This window comes from Streptomyces sp. NPDC059895, from assembly GCF_042731035.1.
Taxonomy (GTDB): domain Bacteria; phylum Actinomycetota; class Actinomycetes; order Streptomycetales; family Streptomycetaceae; genus Streptomyces.
Map to the genome: position 1 here is coordinate 1 of NZ_JBHWKO010000025.1, position 13751 is coordinate 13751.

At 77.0% G+C, this 13751-nt stretch carries 13 protein-coding genes; 12 read left to right on the forward strand and 1 reads right to left on the reverse strand.

The features are described 5' to 3' along the window. Positions 1-60: 60 nt before the first annotated feature. Positions 61-624 (reverse strand): hemerythrin domain-containing protein, encoded by a 564-nt coding sequence (locus tag ACFV9M_RS25655; protein WP_385072693.1) that lies wholly within the window; start codon positions 622-624, stop codon positions 61-63. Positions 625-1103: 479 nt separating this feature from the next. On the opposite strand from ACFV9M_RS25655, the gene ACFV9M_RS25660 reads away from it, so the two are divergent. Genes ACFV9M_RS25660 through ACFV9M_RS25715 form a run of 12 tightly spaced genes read left to right on the forward strand, consistent with a single transcriptional unit; the run spans position 1104 to position 13701 of the window. Next, positions 1104-2102: an NAD-dependent epimerase/dehydratase family protein gene (locus tag ACFV9M_RS25660; RefSeq protein ID WP_385072582.1), complete on the forward strand. Its 999-nt coding sequence runs from the start codon at positions 1104-1106 to the stop codon at positions 2100-2102. Positions 2103-2147: 45 nt separating this feature from the next. After that, positions 2148-3782, forward strand: a complete 1635-nt coding sequence (locus ACFV9M_RS25665; protein WP_385072584.1) for a carbamoyltransferase — start codon at positions 2148-2150, stop codon at positions 3780-3782. Next, positions 3779-4810, forward strand: coding sequence for a glycosyltransferase family 2 protein (locus ACFV9M_RS25670; RefSeq protein ID WP_385072587.1), 1032 nt, complete (start codon positions 3779-3781; stop codon positions 4808-4810). Before ACFV9M_RS25665 ends, ACFV9M_RS25670 begins: the two co-directional genes overlap by 4 nt. Next, positions 4807-5637 carry an HAD-IIIA family hydrolase gene (locus tag ACFV9M_RS25675; protein ID WP_385072590.1) on the forward strand — a complete coding sequence of 277 codons (831 nt, stop codon included), beginning with the start codon at positions 4807-4809 and terminating at the stop codon, positions 5635-5637. Before ACFV9M_RS25670 ends, ACFV9M_RS25675 begins: the two co-directional genes overlap by 4 nt. Beyond that, the gene (locus tag ACFV9M_RS25680; protein ID WP_385072592.1) at positions 5634-6641 is read left to right on the forward strand and encodes a glycosyltransferase family 9 protein; all 1008 of its coding nucleotides are present in this window, start codon (positions 5634-5636) and stop codon (positions 6639-6641) included. The genes ACFV9M_RS25675 and ACFV9M_RS25680 overlap by 4 nt, the downstream gene beginning before the upstream one ends. Beyond that, entirely contained in the window at positions 6638-7600 is a 963-nt protein-coding gene (locus ACFV9M_RS25685; protein ID WP_385072594.1) for a glycosyltransferase, read from the forward strand. Before ACFV9M_RS25680 ends, ACFV9M_RS25685 begins: the two co-directional genes overlap by 4 nt. Then, the gene (locus tag ACFV9M_RS25690) at positions 7597-8832 is read left to right on the forward strand and encodes a glycosyltransferase (protein ID WP_385072596.1); all 1236 of its coding nucleotides are present in this window, start codon (positions 7597-7599) and stop codon (positions 8830-8832) included. Before ACFV9M_RS25685 ends, ACFV9M_RS25690 begins: the two co-directional genes overlap by 4 nt. Further along, the gene (locus ACFV9M_RS25695; protein WP_385072599.1) at positions 8829-9470 is read left to right on the forward strand and encodes an SIS domain-containing protein; all 642 of its coding nucleotides are present in this window, start codon (positions 8829-8831) and stop codon (positions 9468-9470) included. Before ACFV9M_RS25690 ends, ACFV9M_RS25695 begins: the two co-directional genes overlap by 4 nt. After that, positions 9467-10894: a D-glycero-beta-D-manno-heptose 1-phosphate adenylyltransferase gene (gene rfaE2 / locus ACFV9M_RS25700; protein WP_385072602.1), complete on the forward strand. Its 1428-nt coding sequence runs from the start codon at positions 9467-9469 to the stop codon at positions 10892-10894. The genes ACFV9M_RS25695 and rfaE2 overlap by 4 nt, the downstream gene beginning before the upstream one ends. Continuing rightward, positions 10891-11880 carry a glycosyltransferase family 9 protein gene (locus ACFV9M_RS25705; protein WP_385072605.1) on the forward strand — a complete coding sequence of 330 codons (990 nt, stop codon included), beginning with the start codon at positions 10891-10893 and terminating at the stop codon, positions 11878-11880. The genes rfaE2 and ACFV9M_RS25705 overlap by 4 nt, the downstream gene beginning before the upstream one ends. Continuing rightward, positions 11870-12796, forward strand: a complete 927-nt coding sequence (locus tag ACFV9M_RS25710) for a glycosyltransferase family 2 protein (protein WP_385072608.1) — start codon at positions 11870-11872, stop codon at positions 12794-12796. The genes ACFV9M_RS25705 and ACFV9M_RS25710 overlap by 11 nt, the downstream gene beginning before the upstream one ends. Continuing rightward, the gene (locus ACFV9M_RS25715; protein ID WP_385072611.1) at positions 12793-13701 is read left to right on the forward strand and encodes a glycosyltransferase family 2 protein; all 909 of its coding nucleotides are present in this window, start codon (positions 12793-12795) and stop codon (positions 13699-13701) included. Before ACFV9M_RS25710 ends, ACFV9M_RS25715 begins: the two co-directional genes overlap by 4 nt. The last annotated feature ends 50 nt before the right edge of the window (positions 13702-13751 follow it).

Genomic DNA, 13751 nt, shown 5'->3' on the forward strand with positions numbered 1-13751 from the left:
ACCGGGTCCGTCGCCGCGGCGACGGACCCGGTGGTGCGGCGGCGCGCTCGCAGGCCGCTCTCAGCTCTTCTTGCCCCGCCCCGTCAGCGCGTCGCGCATCCGGTCGACGAGGCCGACGCCCGGCGCCAGCATCTTGTTGGCCGGCGGCTTGTCCGGGGCGGCCGGGTGGGGGCGCGTCGGCGCGGTCTTCTTCGCCTGGCGGACCTTGTCGCCCAGCTCGTCGAGGGCGTCCGGGGAGCACGCGGCGCGCAGCCGGGGGAAGAGGTTGGCCTCCTCGTCGGCCACGTGGTCGCGGATCTCGGTCATCAGCATCCTGATCAGCCGGTCGAACTCGGGGTCGCCCGCCTCGCAGCCCTCGAGGTCCTTCATGATCTGCTCGGCCTTGGCGTGGTCCTCCAGTTCCTTGTCGGCGATGGCGTCCCCGCCGGGCACGTACTCGCGCACGGCGGGGTAGAGGTAGGCCTCCTCCGCCACCGAGTGCCGTACCAGCTCCATCGTGACCTGGTCCGCGCGCGGCTTGCGGTCCTTGTGTCCGGACGGCAGCGCCTCGATCTTGCCGAAGAGCTCCTCGACCTCACGGTGATCGGTCACCAGCTCGTCGACGACGTTCCCACCATGACCCATGTCCTCCACCTCCAGCCTGGGCACGACGGCTCCGGTCGGACCCGCCTCGGGCCGAGTGCCCCACGGTGCAGGGTCGACACCGGGTCGGCAGCGGGTCGGCACCGGGCCGGCCGTGGACCGTCCGGGGACCTGGCCGTGGATCGGCCGTGGATCGGCCGTGGATCGGCCGTGGACCGTCCACGGCTCGGCAGTGGACCGGCCGTGGCTCGGCAGTGGACCGGCCGTGGCTCCGGTGCCGCTGGGTCAGGAGTCGCGCACCGGCGGTGCGTGAGCACAATAGGAGTCAACGTGTGAAAGCTACTGGCACGGAGATTCCGTGCCGGTGCCGTCGGGAAAACGGCGGTCGGACCGGGACGGTGCTGTGATCGGCGGCAGGAACCGTCCGGCCCGTGCCCTCCCTGTCGTCACCGCGTCGCATGCCGCACCGGACCCCGTTGCCCCGCTCAGCGTCTTTCGGATGCGGCTGAAGGGTGTCCCCCATGACCGAAGCCACCTCATCCCTGCCCTGGCGTCGCGCCGTGGTCACGGGCGGTGCCGGCTTCCTCGGCAGCCACCTGTGCGAGCGGCTGCTGGGTTCGGGAGTCGAAGTCGACTGCGTGGACAACCTTGTGTCGGGTTCACGCGTGAACACGGCCCATCTCGAGGACCACCCCGGTTTCCGGTTCGTGGAGTGCGACGTCTCGGCGCCGGACTGCGCCGACCGTCTGTCCGGGCCGTACGACGTGGTGCTGCACTTCGCCTGTCCCGCCTCCCCCGCCGACTACCTGCGGCTGCCCCTGGAGACGCTCGACGTGGGCAGCCTGGGCACCCGCGCCATGCTGGCCGTCGCGGAGCGGGACGGGGCCCGTTTCCTGCTCGCGTCGACGTCCGAGGTGTACGGCGACCCGCTCGTGCATCCGCAGCGCGAGGACTACTGGGGCAACGTCAACCCCGTCGGGCCGCGCAGCGTGTACGACGAGGCCAAGCGGTTCTCCGAGGCGCTGGTGACCGCCCATGTGCGGGTCCGGGACGCCGACGCCGGGATCGTACGCCTGTTCAACACCTACGGGCCGCGGATGCGGGCCCACGACGGCCGCGCGGTGCCGACCTTCGTCTGCCAGGCGCTGGCCGGCGAGCCCCTCACGGTGGCGGGCGACGGCAGCCAGACGCGGTCCCTGTGCTACGTCGACGACACGGTGGACGGGATCCTGCTGGTCGCCGCGAGCCACTCGGTGCGGCCCGTGAACATCGGCGGCACCGACGAGGTCACCGTCCGTGACCTCGCCCGCCGGGTGGTGGAGCTGACCGGGTCGTCCTCCCCCATCGAGTTCGTCGACCGTCCCGTCGACGACCCCCAGCGGCGCCGCCCGGACACCACCCTCGCCCGGGAGCTGCTGGGCTGGGCGCCGAAGGTGCCCTGGGAGGAGGGGATCAAGCACACGATCGCCCACTTCGCCGCGACGCGGCCGCCGGCCCGGGAGCCGGCACCGCAGGTCTGACGTCGTCCCCCGACGCCTTCCCCCACGCCGCCACGGAGGCACTGCATGCGTGTCCTGGGTATCAACGCCCTCTTCCACGATCCCGCCGCCGCCCTCGTCATGGACGGCAGGATCGTGGCAGCGACGGAGGAGGAGCGGTTCAGCCGCCGCAAGCACGGCAAGCGGCCGCTGCCCTTCTCCGCCTGGGAGCTGCCCGAGCTGTCCGCCCGCTGGTGCCTGGACCGGGCCGGGCTCGACCCGTCCGAACTGGACGCGGTCGCCTACTCCTACGACCCCGAACTCGCCCGTCCCGCCGACCGGCTGGGGCTGCACGACCCGTGGGACCACCTGCGCCAGGACTACGCGCGCCGCGCCCCGGAGTTCCTCGCCGAGGCCCTGCCCGGACTCGACCCGGCCAAGGTCCGCTTCGTCCCCCACCACGTCGCCCACGCCGCCTCGGCCGGCCAGGCCTCCCCCTACCCGGACTGCGCCGTCCTGGTGCTCGACGGCCGCGGCGAGTGCGGCTCCCACCTCGCGGGCCGCTACGCCAACCGTGAGCTCACCGTCCTCGGCTCGCAGTCGCTGCCGGACTCGATGGGCCTGTTCTACGAGGACCTCACCCAGCACCTGGGATTCCTGCGCAGCAGCGACGAGTTCAAGGTGATGGCCCTCGCCTCCTACGGGGAGCCGCGCTTCCTCGACGAGTTGCGCGCGTACGTCGGACCGGACGGCCAGGGCGGCTTCCAGGCCCGTACCGTGCCCTGGGCCTCGCTGGTGGCGCCGCGTCCGGCGGACGCCCCGTGGACGCGGGACCACGCCGACCTCGCCGCCAGCGCCCAGGCATGCCTGGAGGAAGTGCTGCTCGGACTGGCGCGCTGGCTGCACGAGCGCACCGGTGAGGACGTCCTGACGCTGGCGGGCGGGGTGGCCCTCAACTGCGTGGCGAACACCCGGCTGTACCGGGAGGGGCCGTTCGAGCGGGTGTGGGTGCAGCCGGCGGCCGGCGACGCGGGAACGGCGCTCGGCGCCGCCCTGCACGTCGCCCATCAGAAGGAGACGGTGGAGGCCATGCCGACGGCCGCCCTGGGCCGCGGCTGGAGCGACGCCGAACTGCGCGCCTGGCTGGAGCGGGCGGCCGTCCCCTACGAGGAGCCCGACGACATCGCCGAGAGCGTCGCCGAGGAGCTGGCCCGGGACGGGATCGTGGCCTGGTTCCAGGGCCGCAGCGAGTACGGCCCCCGGGCGCTCGGTCACCGGTCGCTGCTGGCCCACCCCGGGCGGGCGGAGAACCTGGAACGCCTCAACGCGGTCAAGGGGCGGGAGGAGTTCCGCCCGGTCGCCCCCATGGTGCTGGCGGAGCGGGCGGCGGAGCTCTTCGACGGGCCGCTGCCCAGCCCGTACATGCTGTTCGTGCACGACGTCGCCGCCGAGTGGCGGGAGCGGATCCCGGCCGTCGTCCACGTGGACGGCACGGCGCGGATCCAGACCGTGGACCGGGCCGAGGAGCCGCTGGTGGCCCGGATGATCGAGGGCTTCGAGCGGCGGACGGGGCTGCCGGTGGTGGTCAACACCAGCCTGAACACCGCGGGCCGGCCGATGGTCGACGATCCACGGGACGCCCTGGAGTGCTTCGGGTCGGCGCCGGTGGACCTGCTCGCGCTGGGGCCGTTCGCCGTCCGCCGGAAGGAGGTGTTCGCATGACGGGCCCGTCCGGGGCGACGGGCGCCTCCGCCGCGCCCGGCGCCCCCGCCTACTCGGTGGTCGTGCCGACGGTCGGGCGGCCGTGCCTCGCCGACTGCCTGCGCGCGCTCGCCGCGGCCACCGGTCACCCGCCCGAGGAGGTCGTCGTGGTCGACGACCGCCCGGAGCCCGTCGGCGGGCTGCCGCTGGAGGCGGCCGGCGTCCTGCGCGACCGGGTCCGCGCCCTGCGCACGGGCGGACGCGGACCGGCGGCCGCCCGCAACGCGGGCTGGCACACGGTCGGCACCCCGTGGACGGTCTTCCTCGACGACGACGTGCGGGTGCTGCCGGACTGGTCCCGCCGCCTCGCCGAGGACCTCCGGGCCGCCGACGCGACGACCGGCGGCGTCCAGGGGCGGCTGACCGTCCCCCTGCCCGAGGACCGCAGGCCGACCGACTGGGAGCGGGGCACGGCCGGACTGGAGCGGGGCGCCTGGGCCACCGCCGACATGGCCTACCGGACGGCCGCGCTGGCCGCCGTCGGGGGCTTCGACGAGCGGTTCCGGCGGGCCTTCCGTGAGGACGCCGACCTGGCGCTGCGCGTGCGGGGGGCCGGCTGGACCCTGCGGCGCGGCAGCCGCACGACCCGGCACCCGGTCCGCCCCGCCGACCGCTGGGTGTCGGTGCGGGCCCAGCGCGGCAACGCCGACGACGCCCTGATGAACCGGCTGCACGGCCGCGACTGGTGGAGCCGCGCCGGGGCCCCGCGCGGGCGGCTGCCCCGGCACGTGCTGGTGACGGCCGCCGCGCTCGCCGCGTCCGGGTGCGCGCTGACCGGCCGCCACCGCGCCGCGGGCCTGGCCGGCGCCCTGTGGACGCTCGGCACGGCCGAGTTCGCCCTGGCCCGGATCGGCCCGGGGCCCCGCACCCGCCACGAGATCGGCACCATGCTCGCCACCAGCGTGCTCATCCCGCCGCTCGCGGTCGGCCACTGGCTGCACGGCACGGTGCGGCACCGCGGGGCCGTACCGGTGGGGGGCCGGCCGTGAACCGGGCGAGGGCCGTCCCCGCGGCGGGGCCCGGCGCGCGCCACCCGGCGCGGCACCGCGCCCCCGTCGGGGCCGTCCTCTTCGACCGGGACGGGACCCTCGTCGAGGACGTCCCCTACAACGGCGACCCCGGCCTGGTACGCCCGATGCCCGGCGCCCGGGAGGCCCTCGGCGTGCTGCGGGCCAGCGGCGTCCCGACCGCCGTGATCAGCAACCAGTCGGGCATCGGGCGCGGGCTGCTCACGGACGCCGACGTCCGGCGGGTCAACGAACGGGCGGACGCCCTGCTCGGCGGCCTGGACACCTGGGTGTACTGCCCGCACCTGCCCGACGACGACTGCGCCTGCCGCAAGCCGCGGCCGGGCCTGGTGGTCGAGGCGGCCCGGCGGCTGGGCGTGGCCCCCGGCGCCTGCGTGGTGATCGGCGACATCGGGGCCGACGTCCTGGCCGCCCGTGCCGCGGGCGCCCGAGCCGTCCTCGTCCCCACCCCGGCGACCCTGCCCGAGGAGATCCGCGCGGCCCCCCTCATCGCCCCGGACCTGCTGACGGCGGTCCACCTCGCCCTGACGGCCGGGGCGCGGGACGGTCGGCCGCCCGAAGCCCCCGGGGCGCGGAGCGGTCGGCCGCCCGAAGCCTCCGGGGCGCGGAGCGGTCGGCCGCCCGAGGCTTCCGACGCGCGGAGCGGTCGGCCGCCCGAGGCTTCCGACGCGCGGGGCGGTCGGCCGCCCGAGGCTTCCGACGCGCGGGGCGGTCGGCGGCCCGAGGCTTCCGACGCGCGGGAGGACACCCCGGTCAAGGCGGCCGGGGCGCGGGGAGGACCGTCGTGAAAGCGCTGGTCGTGCGCCTCGACAGCTTCGGCGACGTGCTGCTCGCCGGGCCCGCCGTCCGCGCGGTCGCCGCGCGCTGCTCGAGGGTGGCGATGCTCTGCGGTCCCCAGGGCGCCCCCGCGGCCCGGCTGCTGCCCGGCGTCGACGAGGTGATCGTATGGGAGGCGCCGTGGGAGGGCGCCCGGCCGCCGTCGGTCCGGGAGGCCGACGTCGACGGTCTGGTGCGGCGGCTGCGGGAGGCCGCGTTCGGCGTCGCGCTCGTCCTCACCTCGTTCCACCAGAGCCCCCTGCCCACGGCCCTGGTGCTGCGCCTGGCGGGCGTCGCGCGGATCGGCGCCGACAGCGTCGACCACCCGGGCAGTCTGCTGGACGTACGGCACCGGCGGCGGCCCGGCCGGCACGAGGCGCAGGCCGCGCTCGACACGGCCGCGGCGATGGGCTTCCCGCCGCACGCCGGGGACGACGGCCGGCTGCGGGTGCTGCCGCCGCCCGACACCGTCGCGCTGACCGGCAACGGGCCGTACGTCGTCGTGCACCCCGGGGCCAGCGCGCCCGCCCGCGCCTGGAGTCCCGGGCGCTGCGCCGAGGCGGTGGCCCTGCTCGCCGAGGCCGGGCACCGTGTGGTCGTCACCGGCGGTCCCGGCGAGGCGGACCTCACCCGGCGGGTGAGCGGGGACACGGCGGTGGACCTCGGCGGCCGGACCGATCCGCGCACCCTGGCGGGCGTGCTGCGCACCGCCGACGTCGTGGTGTGCGGCAACACCGGACCCGCCCATCTGGCGGCGGCCGTCGGCACGCCGGTGGTGTCGCTGTTCGCGCCCGTCGTACCGGCCGAGCGGTGGGCGCCGTACGGCGTGCCGAGCGTGCTGCTCGGCGATCAACGGGCGCCCTGCGCGGACAGCCGGGCCCGGCACTGCCCCGTGCCGGGCCATCCGTGCCTGGAGGAGGTCACGGGCCAGGACGTGGTGCGGGCGGTGCGGAAACTCGTCGAGGAGCGTGCATGAACATTCTCGTCTGGCATGTGCACGGTTCATGGCTGACGTCCTTCGTCCAGGGCCCGTACGACTTCCTCGTCCCGGTCACACCGGAGCGCGGGCCGGACGGGCTGGGGCGGGCCAGGACGTGGGAGTGGCCGCCCTCGGTGCGCGAGGTGGGGCCCGCCGGGCTGCGCGGGGCCGGCATCGACCTGATGGTGCTGCAACGCCCGCACGAGCTCGCTCTGGCCGAGGAGTGGACGGGCCGCCGGCCCGGCGTCGACGTGCCCGCCGTCTACGTCGAGCACAACAGCCCGCACGAGTCGGCCGTCGGCACCCGCCACCCCCTCGCCGACCGCACCGACATCACGCTCGTGCACGTCACCCACTTCAACCGGCTGATGTGGGACAACGGCCGGGCGCCGACCGCGGTGATCGAGCACGGGATCATCGACCCCGGCCACCTGTGGACGGGCGAGGAGCGCCGGGCCGCCGTCGTCGTCAACGAACCGGTCCGGCGCGGCCGTACCACCGGGACGGACCTGTTGCCCGGGTTCGCCCGCACCGTGCCGCTGGCCGTCTTCGGCATGCGCGCCGAAGGCCTCGCCGGCCACCTCGGTCTGCCGCCCGGCCGCTGCCGCGGGCGGGACCTGCCGCAGGGCGACCTGCACCCGGCGATGGCCCGCTGCCGCCTGTACCTGCATCCGATCCGGTGGACGTCGCTCGGGCTCTCCCTGCTGGAGGCCATGTTCCTGGGGATGCCCGTGGTCGCGCTCGACACCACCGAGGTGCGGGAGGCCGTGCCCGAGGGAGCCGGGGTGGTCTCCAACCGGTTCGACGTGCTGGACGACGCCGTCCGCCGCTTCCTCGCGGACCCGGCGTACGCCCGCGCGACGGGGGAGGCCGCCCGGGCCGCGGTACAGGCCCGCTACGGAGAACGGCGTTTCCGCGACGACTGGGAACGCCTGATCAAGGAGGTCACCCGATGAGCCCCAGCCACCCGACGGCCGGCCGCGTCGCCATGGTCTCCGAGCACGCCAGCCCCCTGGCCGAGCTCGGCGGCCCGGACGCGGGCGGACAGAACGTGTACGTGGCCCGACTCGCCGGACAGCTGGCCCGCCGGGGCCACGAGGTCGTCGTCTACACGCGCCGCGACGACCCCCGGCTGCCGGCACGGGTCACCACGCCGGACGGGGTGAAGGTGGTACATGTGCCCGCCGGACCGCCGGCTCCGATACCCAAGGACGAACTCCTGCCGTACATACCGGAGTTCGGGGCGTGGCTGGCGCGGGAGTGGGCGGCGGAGCCACCCGACGTGGTGCACGCCCACTTCTGGATGTCGGGAATGGCGGCGGTGTCCGGGGCGCGCGCCCTGGGCGTGCCCGTGGTGCAGACGTACCACGCGCTGGGCACGGTGAAGAGGCGGCACCAGGGCGCCGCCGACACCAGCCCGCCGCAGCGCGTCGCGATCGAGACGGCGGTCGGCCGGGAGTGCGCCGGCATCGTCGCCACCTGTGAGGACGAGGTGTCCGAGCTGGTCGCCATGGGCCTGCCCCGCGACCGCGTCTCCGTCGTCCCGTGCGGGGTGGACCCCACGCTGTTCGCCCCGGTCGCGGGCGCCCGCCGGCCCGCCTCCGCGCCCCGCCGGCTGCTGTCGGTCGGCCGGCTCGTCCCGCGCAAGGGCTTCGACCGGGCGATCCGCGCCCTGGCCGACGTGCCCGACGCCGAACTGCTCGTCGCGGGCGGGCCGGAACCGGCGCTGCTGGGCGCCGAACCGGAGGCGGAGCGGCTGCTCGCCCTGGCCGAGGAGTACGGGGTCGCCGACCGGGTGACGCTGCTGGGCGGCGTGAGCCCGGACCGGATGCCGGGGCTGATGTCCTCGGCGGACATCGTGCTCTCGCTGCCCCGCTACGAGCCGTTCGGGATCGTGCCGGTCGAGGCGATGGCCTGCTGCGCGCCCGTCGTCGCCACCGCCGTCGGCGGGCAGCTCGACACCGTGGTGGACGACCTCACCGGCGTCCTGGTTCCCCCGGACGACGACCACGACCTCGCCGCGACCGTCCGTGCCCTCCTCGACGACCCGCCCCGGCTCGCCCGGTACGGCGCCGCCGGCCGGCGGCGCGTCCTCGCCCGCTACACCTGGGACCGCGTCGCCGACGGTGTGGCCCGGGTCTACGGTGCCGTGTCCTCCGTCCCCTCGCTCTCGGGAGTCGTCCGATGAAGACCGTCACCGATGTGTCCCACTGCGACGATCTGATGAAGGCGCTCGAGGGGTTCCGCGACTACGCCTCCCCCGTGCTGCGGCGGTGGGGCGCCGGTCTCGCCGGCCGGCTGGCGGCGGGTGCCCGGCTGCTGGTCGCGGGCAACGGCGGCAGCGCCGCCCAGGCCCAGCACCTCTCCGCCGAGCTGGTCGGCCGCTACCGCGACGACCGCCCGCCGTTCTCCGCGCTCGCCCTGCACGCCGACACCTCCGCCACGACCGCGATCGCCAACGACTACGGCGTCCAGGAGATCTTCGCCCGGCAGGTCGCCGCGCACGGCCGGGCCGGGGACGTGCTGATGCTGCTGTCCACCAGCGGCGCCAGCGAGAACCTGCTCGTCGCGGCGGAGGAGGCCCACCGTCTCGGCCTGACCGTGTGGGCGCTGACCGGTCCGGCACCGAACCCGCTGGAGGGGGCGGCGGACGGGGCGGTGTGCGTGGCGGCGACGACGGCCGCGACCGTGCAGGAGCTGCACCTGGTGGCCGTCCACATGCTGTGCGAGTCCTTCGACCTGACGGTCGAGCGGCGCGCGGCCGTGGAAGGGCGGCGCCCGGCCGCCGGGCAGTGGCCGGCCGCGGCGGGGAGGGACGGCTCATGAGTGCCCCGGCCCCGCTGCTCGTCGTGGGGGACGCGCTGCTCGACCACGACCTGTGCGGGCGCGCGGACCGGCTGGCTCCCGACGCGCCCGTCCCGGTCGTCAGCGAGGCGCGGCGCACCTCCCGGCCCGGAGGGGCCGCCCTCACGGCCCTCCTCGCGGCGGCCGACGGCCGGCCGGTCACCCTGGTCACCGCGCTCGGCGACGACGAGGCGAGCGGGGCGCTGGTGGCGCTGCTGGCCGACCGGGTGCGCCTGGTGCGGCTGCCGCTGACCGGTGCCCTGTCGAGCAAGACCCGGGTCCTCGCGGAGGGCACGCCGCTGCTGCGCCTGGACGACGGGGAGGGCCGGGCCGGGGCGTCGACGCACGAGGCGCGGCGGGCGGTCGGGGAGGCCGGTGCCGTCCTCGTCGCGGACTACGGCCGGGGCGCCGCCGGGGTCCTGCGCGAGGCGCTGCGGGCCGTGGCCGCGCGGGTGCCGGTCGTCTGGGACCCGCACCCGCGCGGGGAGCGGCCGGTGCCCGGCGTGCGGCTCGTCACGCCGTCGGCGAGCGAGGCGCGGGCCTTCGCCGGGGGTGAACCGTCCGCCGGTGCGAGTGCCCTGCGGACGGCGGCGCGGGACGCCGAGACCCTGGTCCGCACCTGGCGGGCGGCGTCCGTGGCGGTCACCCTGGGCGGGCGGGGGGCGCTGCTGTCGCACGGCGGGACGCCGCTGCTGGTGCCGTCGCCGGTCACGGCCGAGGGCGATGCCTGCGGGGCGGGCGACCGCTTCGCCGCCACCGCCGCCGGCTGCCTGGCGGACGGCGGACTCACCGAGACCGCCGTGCGGGAAGCCGTGCACGCGGCGACCCGGTACGTCGCCGAGGGCGGTGTCCGCTCCCTCGGGACGGACCCGGCCCCCTGCCCGCCCGCGCCCGTACCGGCGGACGGCGAACCGACGCGGGACGCCCTGCGCACGGCCGCCCGGGTCCGGGCCGCGGGCGGCACCGTGGTCGCCGCCGGCGGCTGCTTCGACCTCCTGCACGCCGGCCATGTCGCGCTGCTCCAGGCCGCCCGCCGCACCGGGGACTGCCTGGTGGTGTGCGTCAACTCGGACGCGTCCGTGCGCCGCCGCAAGGGCGACGGACGGCCGCTCGTGCCGGTGGCGGACCGGATCCGGGTGCTGCGCGCCCTGGAGTGCGTGGACGCGGTCGCCGTGTTCGACGAGGACACCCCGGAGCGGCTGCTCACCGAGCTGCGCCCGCACATCTGGGCCAAGGGCGGCGACTACGCCCTGGAACGGCTGCCCGAGGCGCCGCTCGTGGAGAGCTGGGGCGGGCAGGTCGTCCTCCTCCCCTACCTGGACGGCCGCTCCACCACGGGCATCGCCGAGAAGGCGGCCCTGTCGCCGCGGCCATCCGGCCCGCCCCCGGAGCGGGAGCGCGGGTGACGACACGACCGCGGGTGCTGGTGCTGCGCGCGCTGGGCCTCGGTGACCTGCTCGCCGGGGTGCCCGCGCTGCGGGGCGTGCGCCGGGCCTTCCCCGGGCACCGGGTCGTCCTGGCGGTGCCCGGGGCGCTGCGCGAGGCCGCCCTGGCCACCGGTGCGGTGGACGACGTCCTCCCCGCGGAGGCTCCGCACCGGGGTGTGCCGTCGCTGGACCACTGGACGGGGCCGCCCCCGGACCTCGCGATCGACCTGCACGGCAACGGTCCGGCCAGCCGCGACGCGCTCGCCGTCCTCGCCCCGGGCCGGCTGCTGGCCTTCGCCCAGCCCGACCCCCCGCCCCCGGTGTGGCGGCCTGACGAGCACGAGCGCACCCGCTGGTGCCGGTTCCTGCGGTCCTACGGCATCGCCGCCGACCCCGACGACGTACGGCTGCCCGCCCCGGCCGGGGACTCCCCGGCGCCGGGTGCCGTGGTCGTCCACCCGGGCGCGGAGTCCGCCGCCCGCCGCTGGCCGGCCGAGCGCTACGCCGCCGTCGTGGGCGCGGTGCGCGCCGCCGGCCACCGTGTCGTGGTCACCGGCGGTCCGGCGGAGGACGCGCTGGTCTCGGACGTCGCCGCGCGGGCGGGGCTGCCGGGGCGGGACGTGCTGCGCGGCGGGCTGCCGTTCGGCGCGCTGTCGGCGCTGGTGGCGCGCGCGGCGCTGGTCGTCAGCGGCGACACGGGCCTCGCGCATCTCGCGGTGGCCCACGCGACGCCGTCGGTGACGCTCTTCGGACCGGTCTCCCCGCGCCTGTGGGGCCCGCCCCGCCGCGCCCGTCACGTCGCCCTGTGGAAGCCCGGACCGCCCGGGGACCCGCACGGCGCCCTCCCCGACCCCCAGCTCCTGCGCGTCCGGGCCGACGAGGCGACCGCCGCCGCCCTGGCCCTGCTGGCTCCCGGCCGGACGACCGCCCCGCCGCACCAGGAGGAGGAAGCCCGTGTCCGCTGAACCCCTGTCCGTCGAGCCCGTCCGCGAGGGGGTCCCGGACGACCGGATCACGGTGGCGGTGATCACCCGCGACCGGTGCGCCGGCGTCCTGCGGACGCTCGACGCGCTGGCCGCGCTGCCGGAGCGCCCGCCCGTCATCGTCGTCGACAACGGCTCCGACGACGCGACCTTCGAGGCGATCCGGCACCACCCGGCGGCCCCCCGCATCCTCAGGCCGCACCGCAACACCGGCGCGGTGGGCCGCAACCTGGCCGTACGGCGCGCCACCACCCCGTACGTCGCGTTCAGCGACGACGACTCCTGGTGGACGCCGGGCGCGCTGCGGCGGGCCGCGGACCTGCTCGACGCCCACCCCCGGCTGGGTCTGGTGGCCGCCCGTACCGTGGTCGGCCCGGGCCGGGCGGAGGACCCGCTCAACGCCGTGCTCGCCGCGTCGCCGCTGCCGTACGAGGCCGATCTGCCGGGGCGTCCGGTGCTGGGTTTCCTGGGCTGCGCCTGCGTGGTGCGCCGGGAGGCCTTCCTCGGGGCCGGCGGCTACCATCCGCTGCTCTTCTTCGGCGGCGAGGAGACCCTGCTCGCCTACGACCTCGCGGCGGCCGGCTGGGGGGTGACGTACGAGCCCGCCCTGACGGCCTGTCACCACCCGGAGCCGGGCGGCCGCGACGGGCGGCCGGCCCGTGTGCGCCGCAACGAGGTGCTGACCCTCTGGCTGCGCCGGCCCCTCGGGGTGGCGCTGCGCGCCACCGCGCGCCTCACGGCCGCCGCGGTGGCCGGTGAGCCGGGGGCCCGCCGCGCCCTGTGGGAGGTGGCGGTGCGGCTGCCCGCCGCGCTCGCCCGGCGCAGGCCGCTGCCCCCGCAGGTGGAGCGGGCGGCCCGGCTGCTGGACCGGCCCGGCGCACCCGGCGGGCCGGCGTGAACGCGGGCGGGACGGACACCCGGACGACGGTGGTGGTCATCACCCACAACCGCCGCGCCGAACTCCTGCGCACCCTCACGCGCCTGCGGGAGCTGCCCGAGCGGCCCTCGGTGATCGTCACCGACAACGGCTCGTCCGACGGCACGGCCGCGGCGGTCCGGCGCGCCTTCCCCGAGGTCACGCTGCTGGAGCCGGGCCGCAACCTGGGCGCGGTCGGACGCAATCTGGCGGTGCGCCGGGTCCGTACGCCGTACGTCGCCTTCTGCGACGACGACACCTGGTGGGAGCCGGGCAGCCTGCGGCGGGCGGCCGACCTGCTGGACGATCGGCCGCGCCTGGCCGGCGTCACGGCCCGCATCGTCGTGGAGCCCGGCGGGACCGAGGACCCCGTCGTCAAGGAACTGCGCGAGTCGCCCCTGACCGGGCCGCGCTCCCTGCCGGGGCCGGCCCTCGGGTCCTTCCTCGCCGGCGCCACCGTCCTGCGCACCGACGCCTTCCGGGCCGCGGGCGGCTTCCATCCCGGGCTGTGGCTGGGCGGGGAGGAGGAACTGCTGGCCACCGATCTGCTGCGGCAGGGCTGGTGGCTGAGCTACGTCGAGGAGCTGACGGTCCATCACCAGGCGTCGGTGCTCCGCGACAGCACGGCACGCCGGGTCCTGGGCATCCGCAACACCCTCTGGTTCACCTGGCTGCGCCGCCCGCTCCTGCCGGCCCTGCGGCGCACCGTCCACCTGATGGCCACCGTCCCCCGCGACGCGGCCTCGGTACGCGCCTTCGCGTACGCGGCCGCCGGTCTGCCCTGGGTGCTGCGGCAGCGCTCCCCGGTCCCGCCGGAGATCGAGCGCCGGCTGGCGGCGCTGCAACGCGCCCGGCGGTCGTCGACGGCCCGCCGGTACGTGGGGTGAGAGCGATGAGGCCGTTGAGGCCGTTGAGGCCGGTGAGGCCGGTGAGGCCG

Bases quoted from the DNA above. Each gene is read 5' to 3' on its own strand.
- ACFV9M_RS25655 (WP_385072693.1), bottom strand. From the start codon at position 624: ATGGGTCATGGTGGGAACGTCGTCGACGAGCTGGTGACCGATCACCGT.
- ACFV9M_RS25660 (WP_385072582.1), top strand. From the start codon at position 1,104: ATGACCGAAGCCACCTCATCCCTGCCCTGGCGTCGCGCCGTGGTCACG.
- ACFV9M_RS25665 (WP_385072584.1), top strand. From the start codon at position 2,148: ATGCGTGTCCTGGGTATCAACGCCCTCTTCCACGATCCCGCCGCCGCC.
- ACFV9M_RS25670 (WP_385072587.1), top strand. From the start codon at position 3,779: ATGACGGGCCCGTCCGGGGCGACGGGCGCCTCCGCCGCGCCCGGCGCC.
- ACFV9M_RS25685 (WP_385072594.1), top strand. From the start codon at position 6,638: ATGAACATTCTCGTCTGGCATGTGCACGGTTCATGGCTGACGTCCTTC.
- ACFV9M_RS25690 (WP_385072596.1), top strand. From the start codon at position 7,597: ATGAGCCCCAGCCACCCGACGGCCGGCCGCGTCGCCATGGTCTCCGAG.
- ACFV9M_RS25695 (WP_385072599.1), top strand. From the start codon at position 8,829: ATGAAGACCGTCACCGATGTGTCCCACTGCGACGATCTGATGAAGGCG.
- rfaE2 (WP_385072602.1), top strand. From the start codon at position 9,467: ATGAGTGCCCCGGCCCCGCTGCTCGTCGTGGGGGACGCGCTGCTCGAC.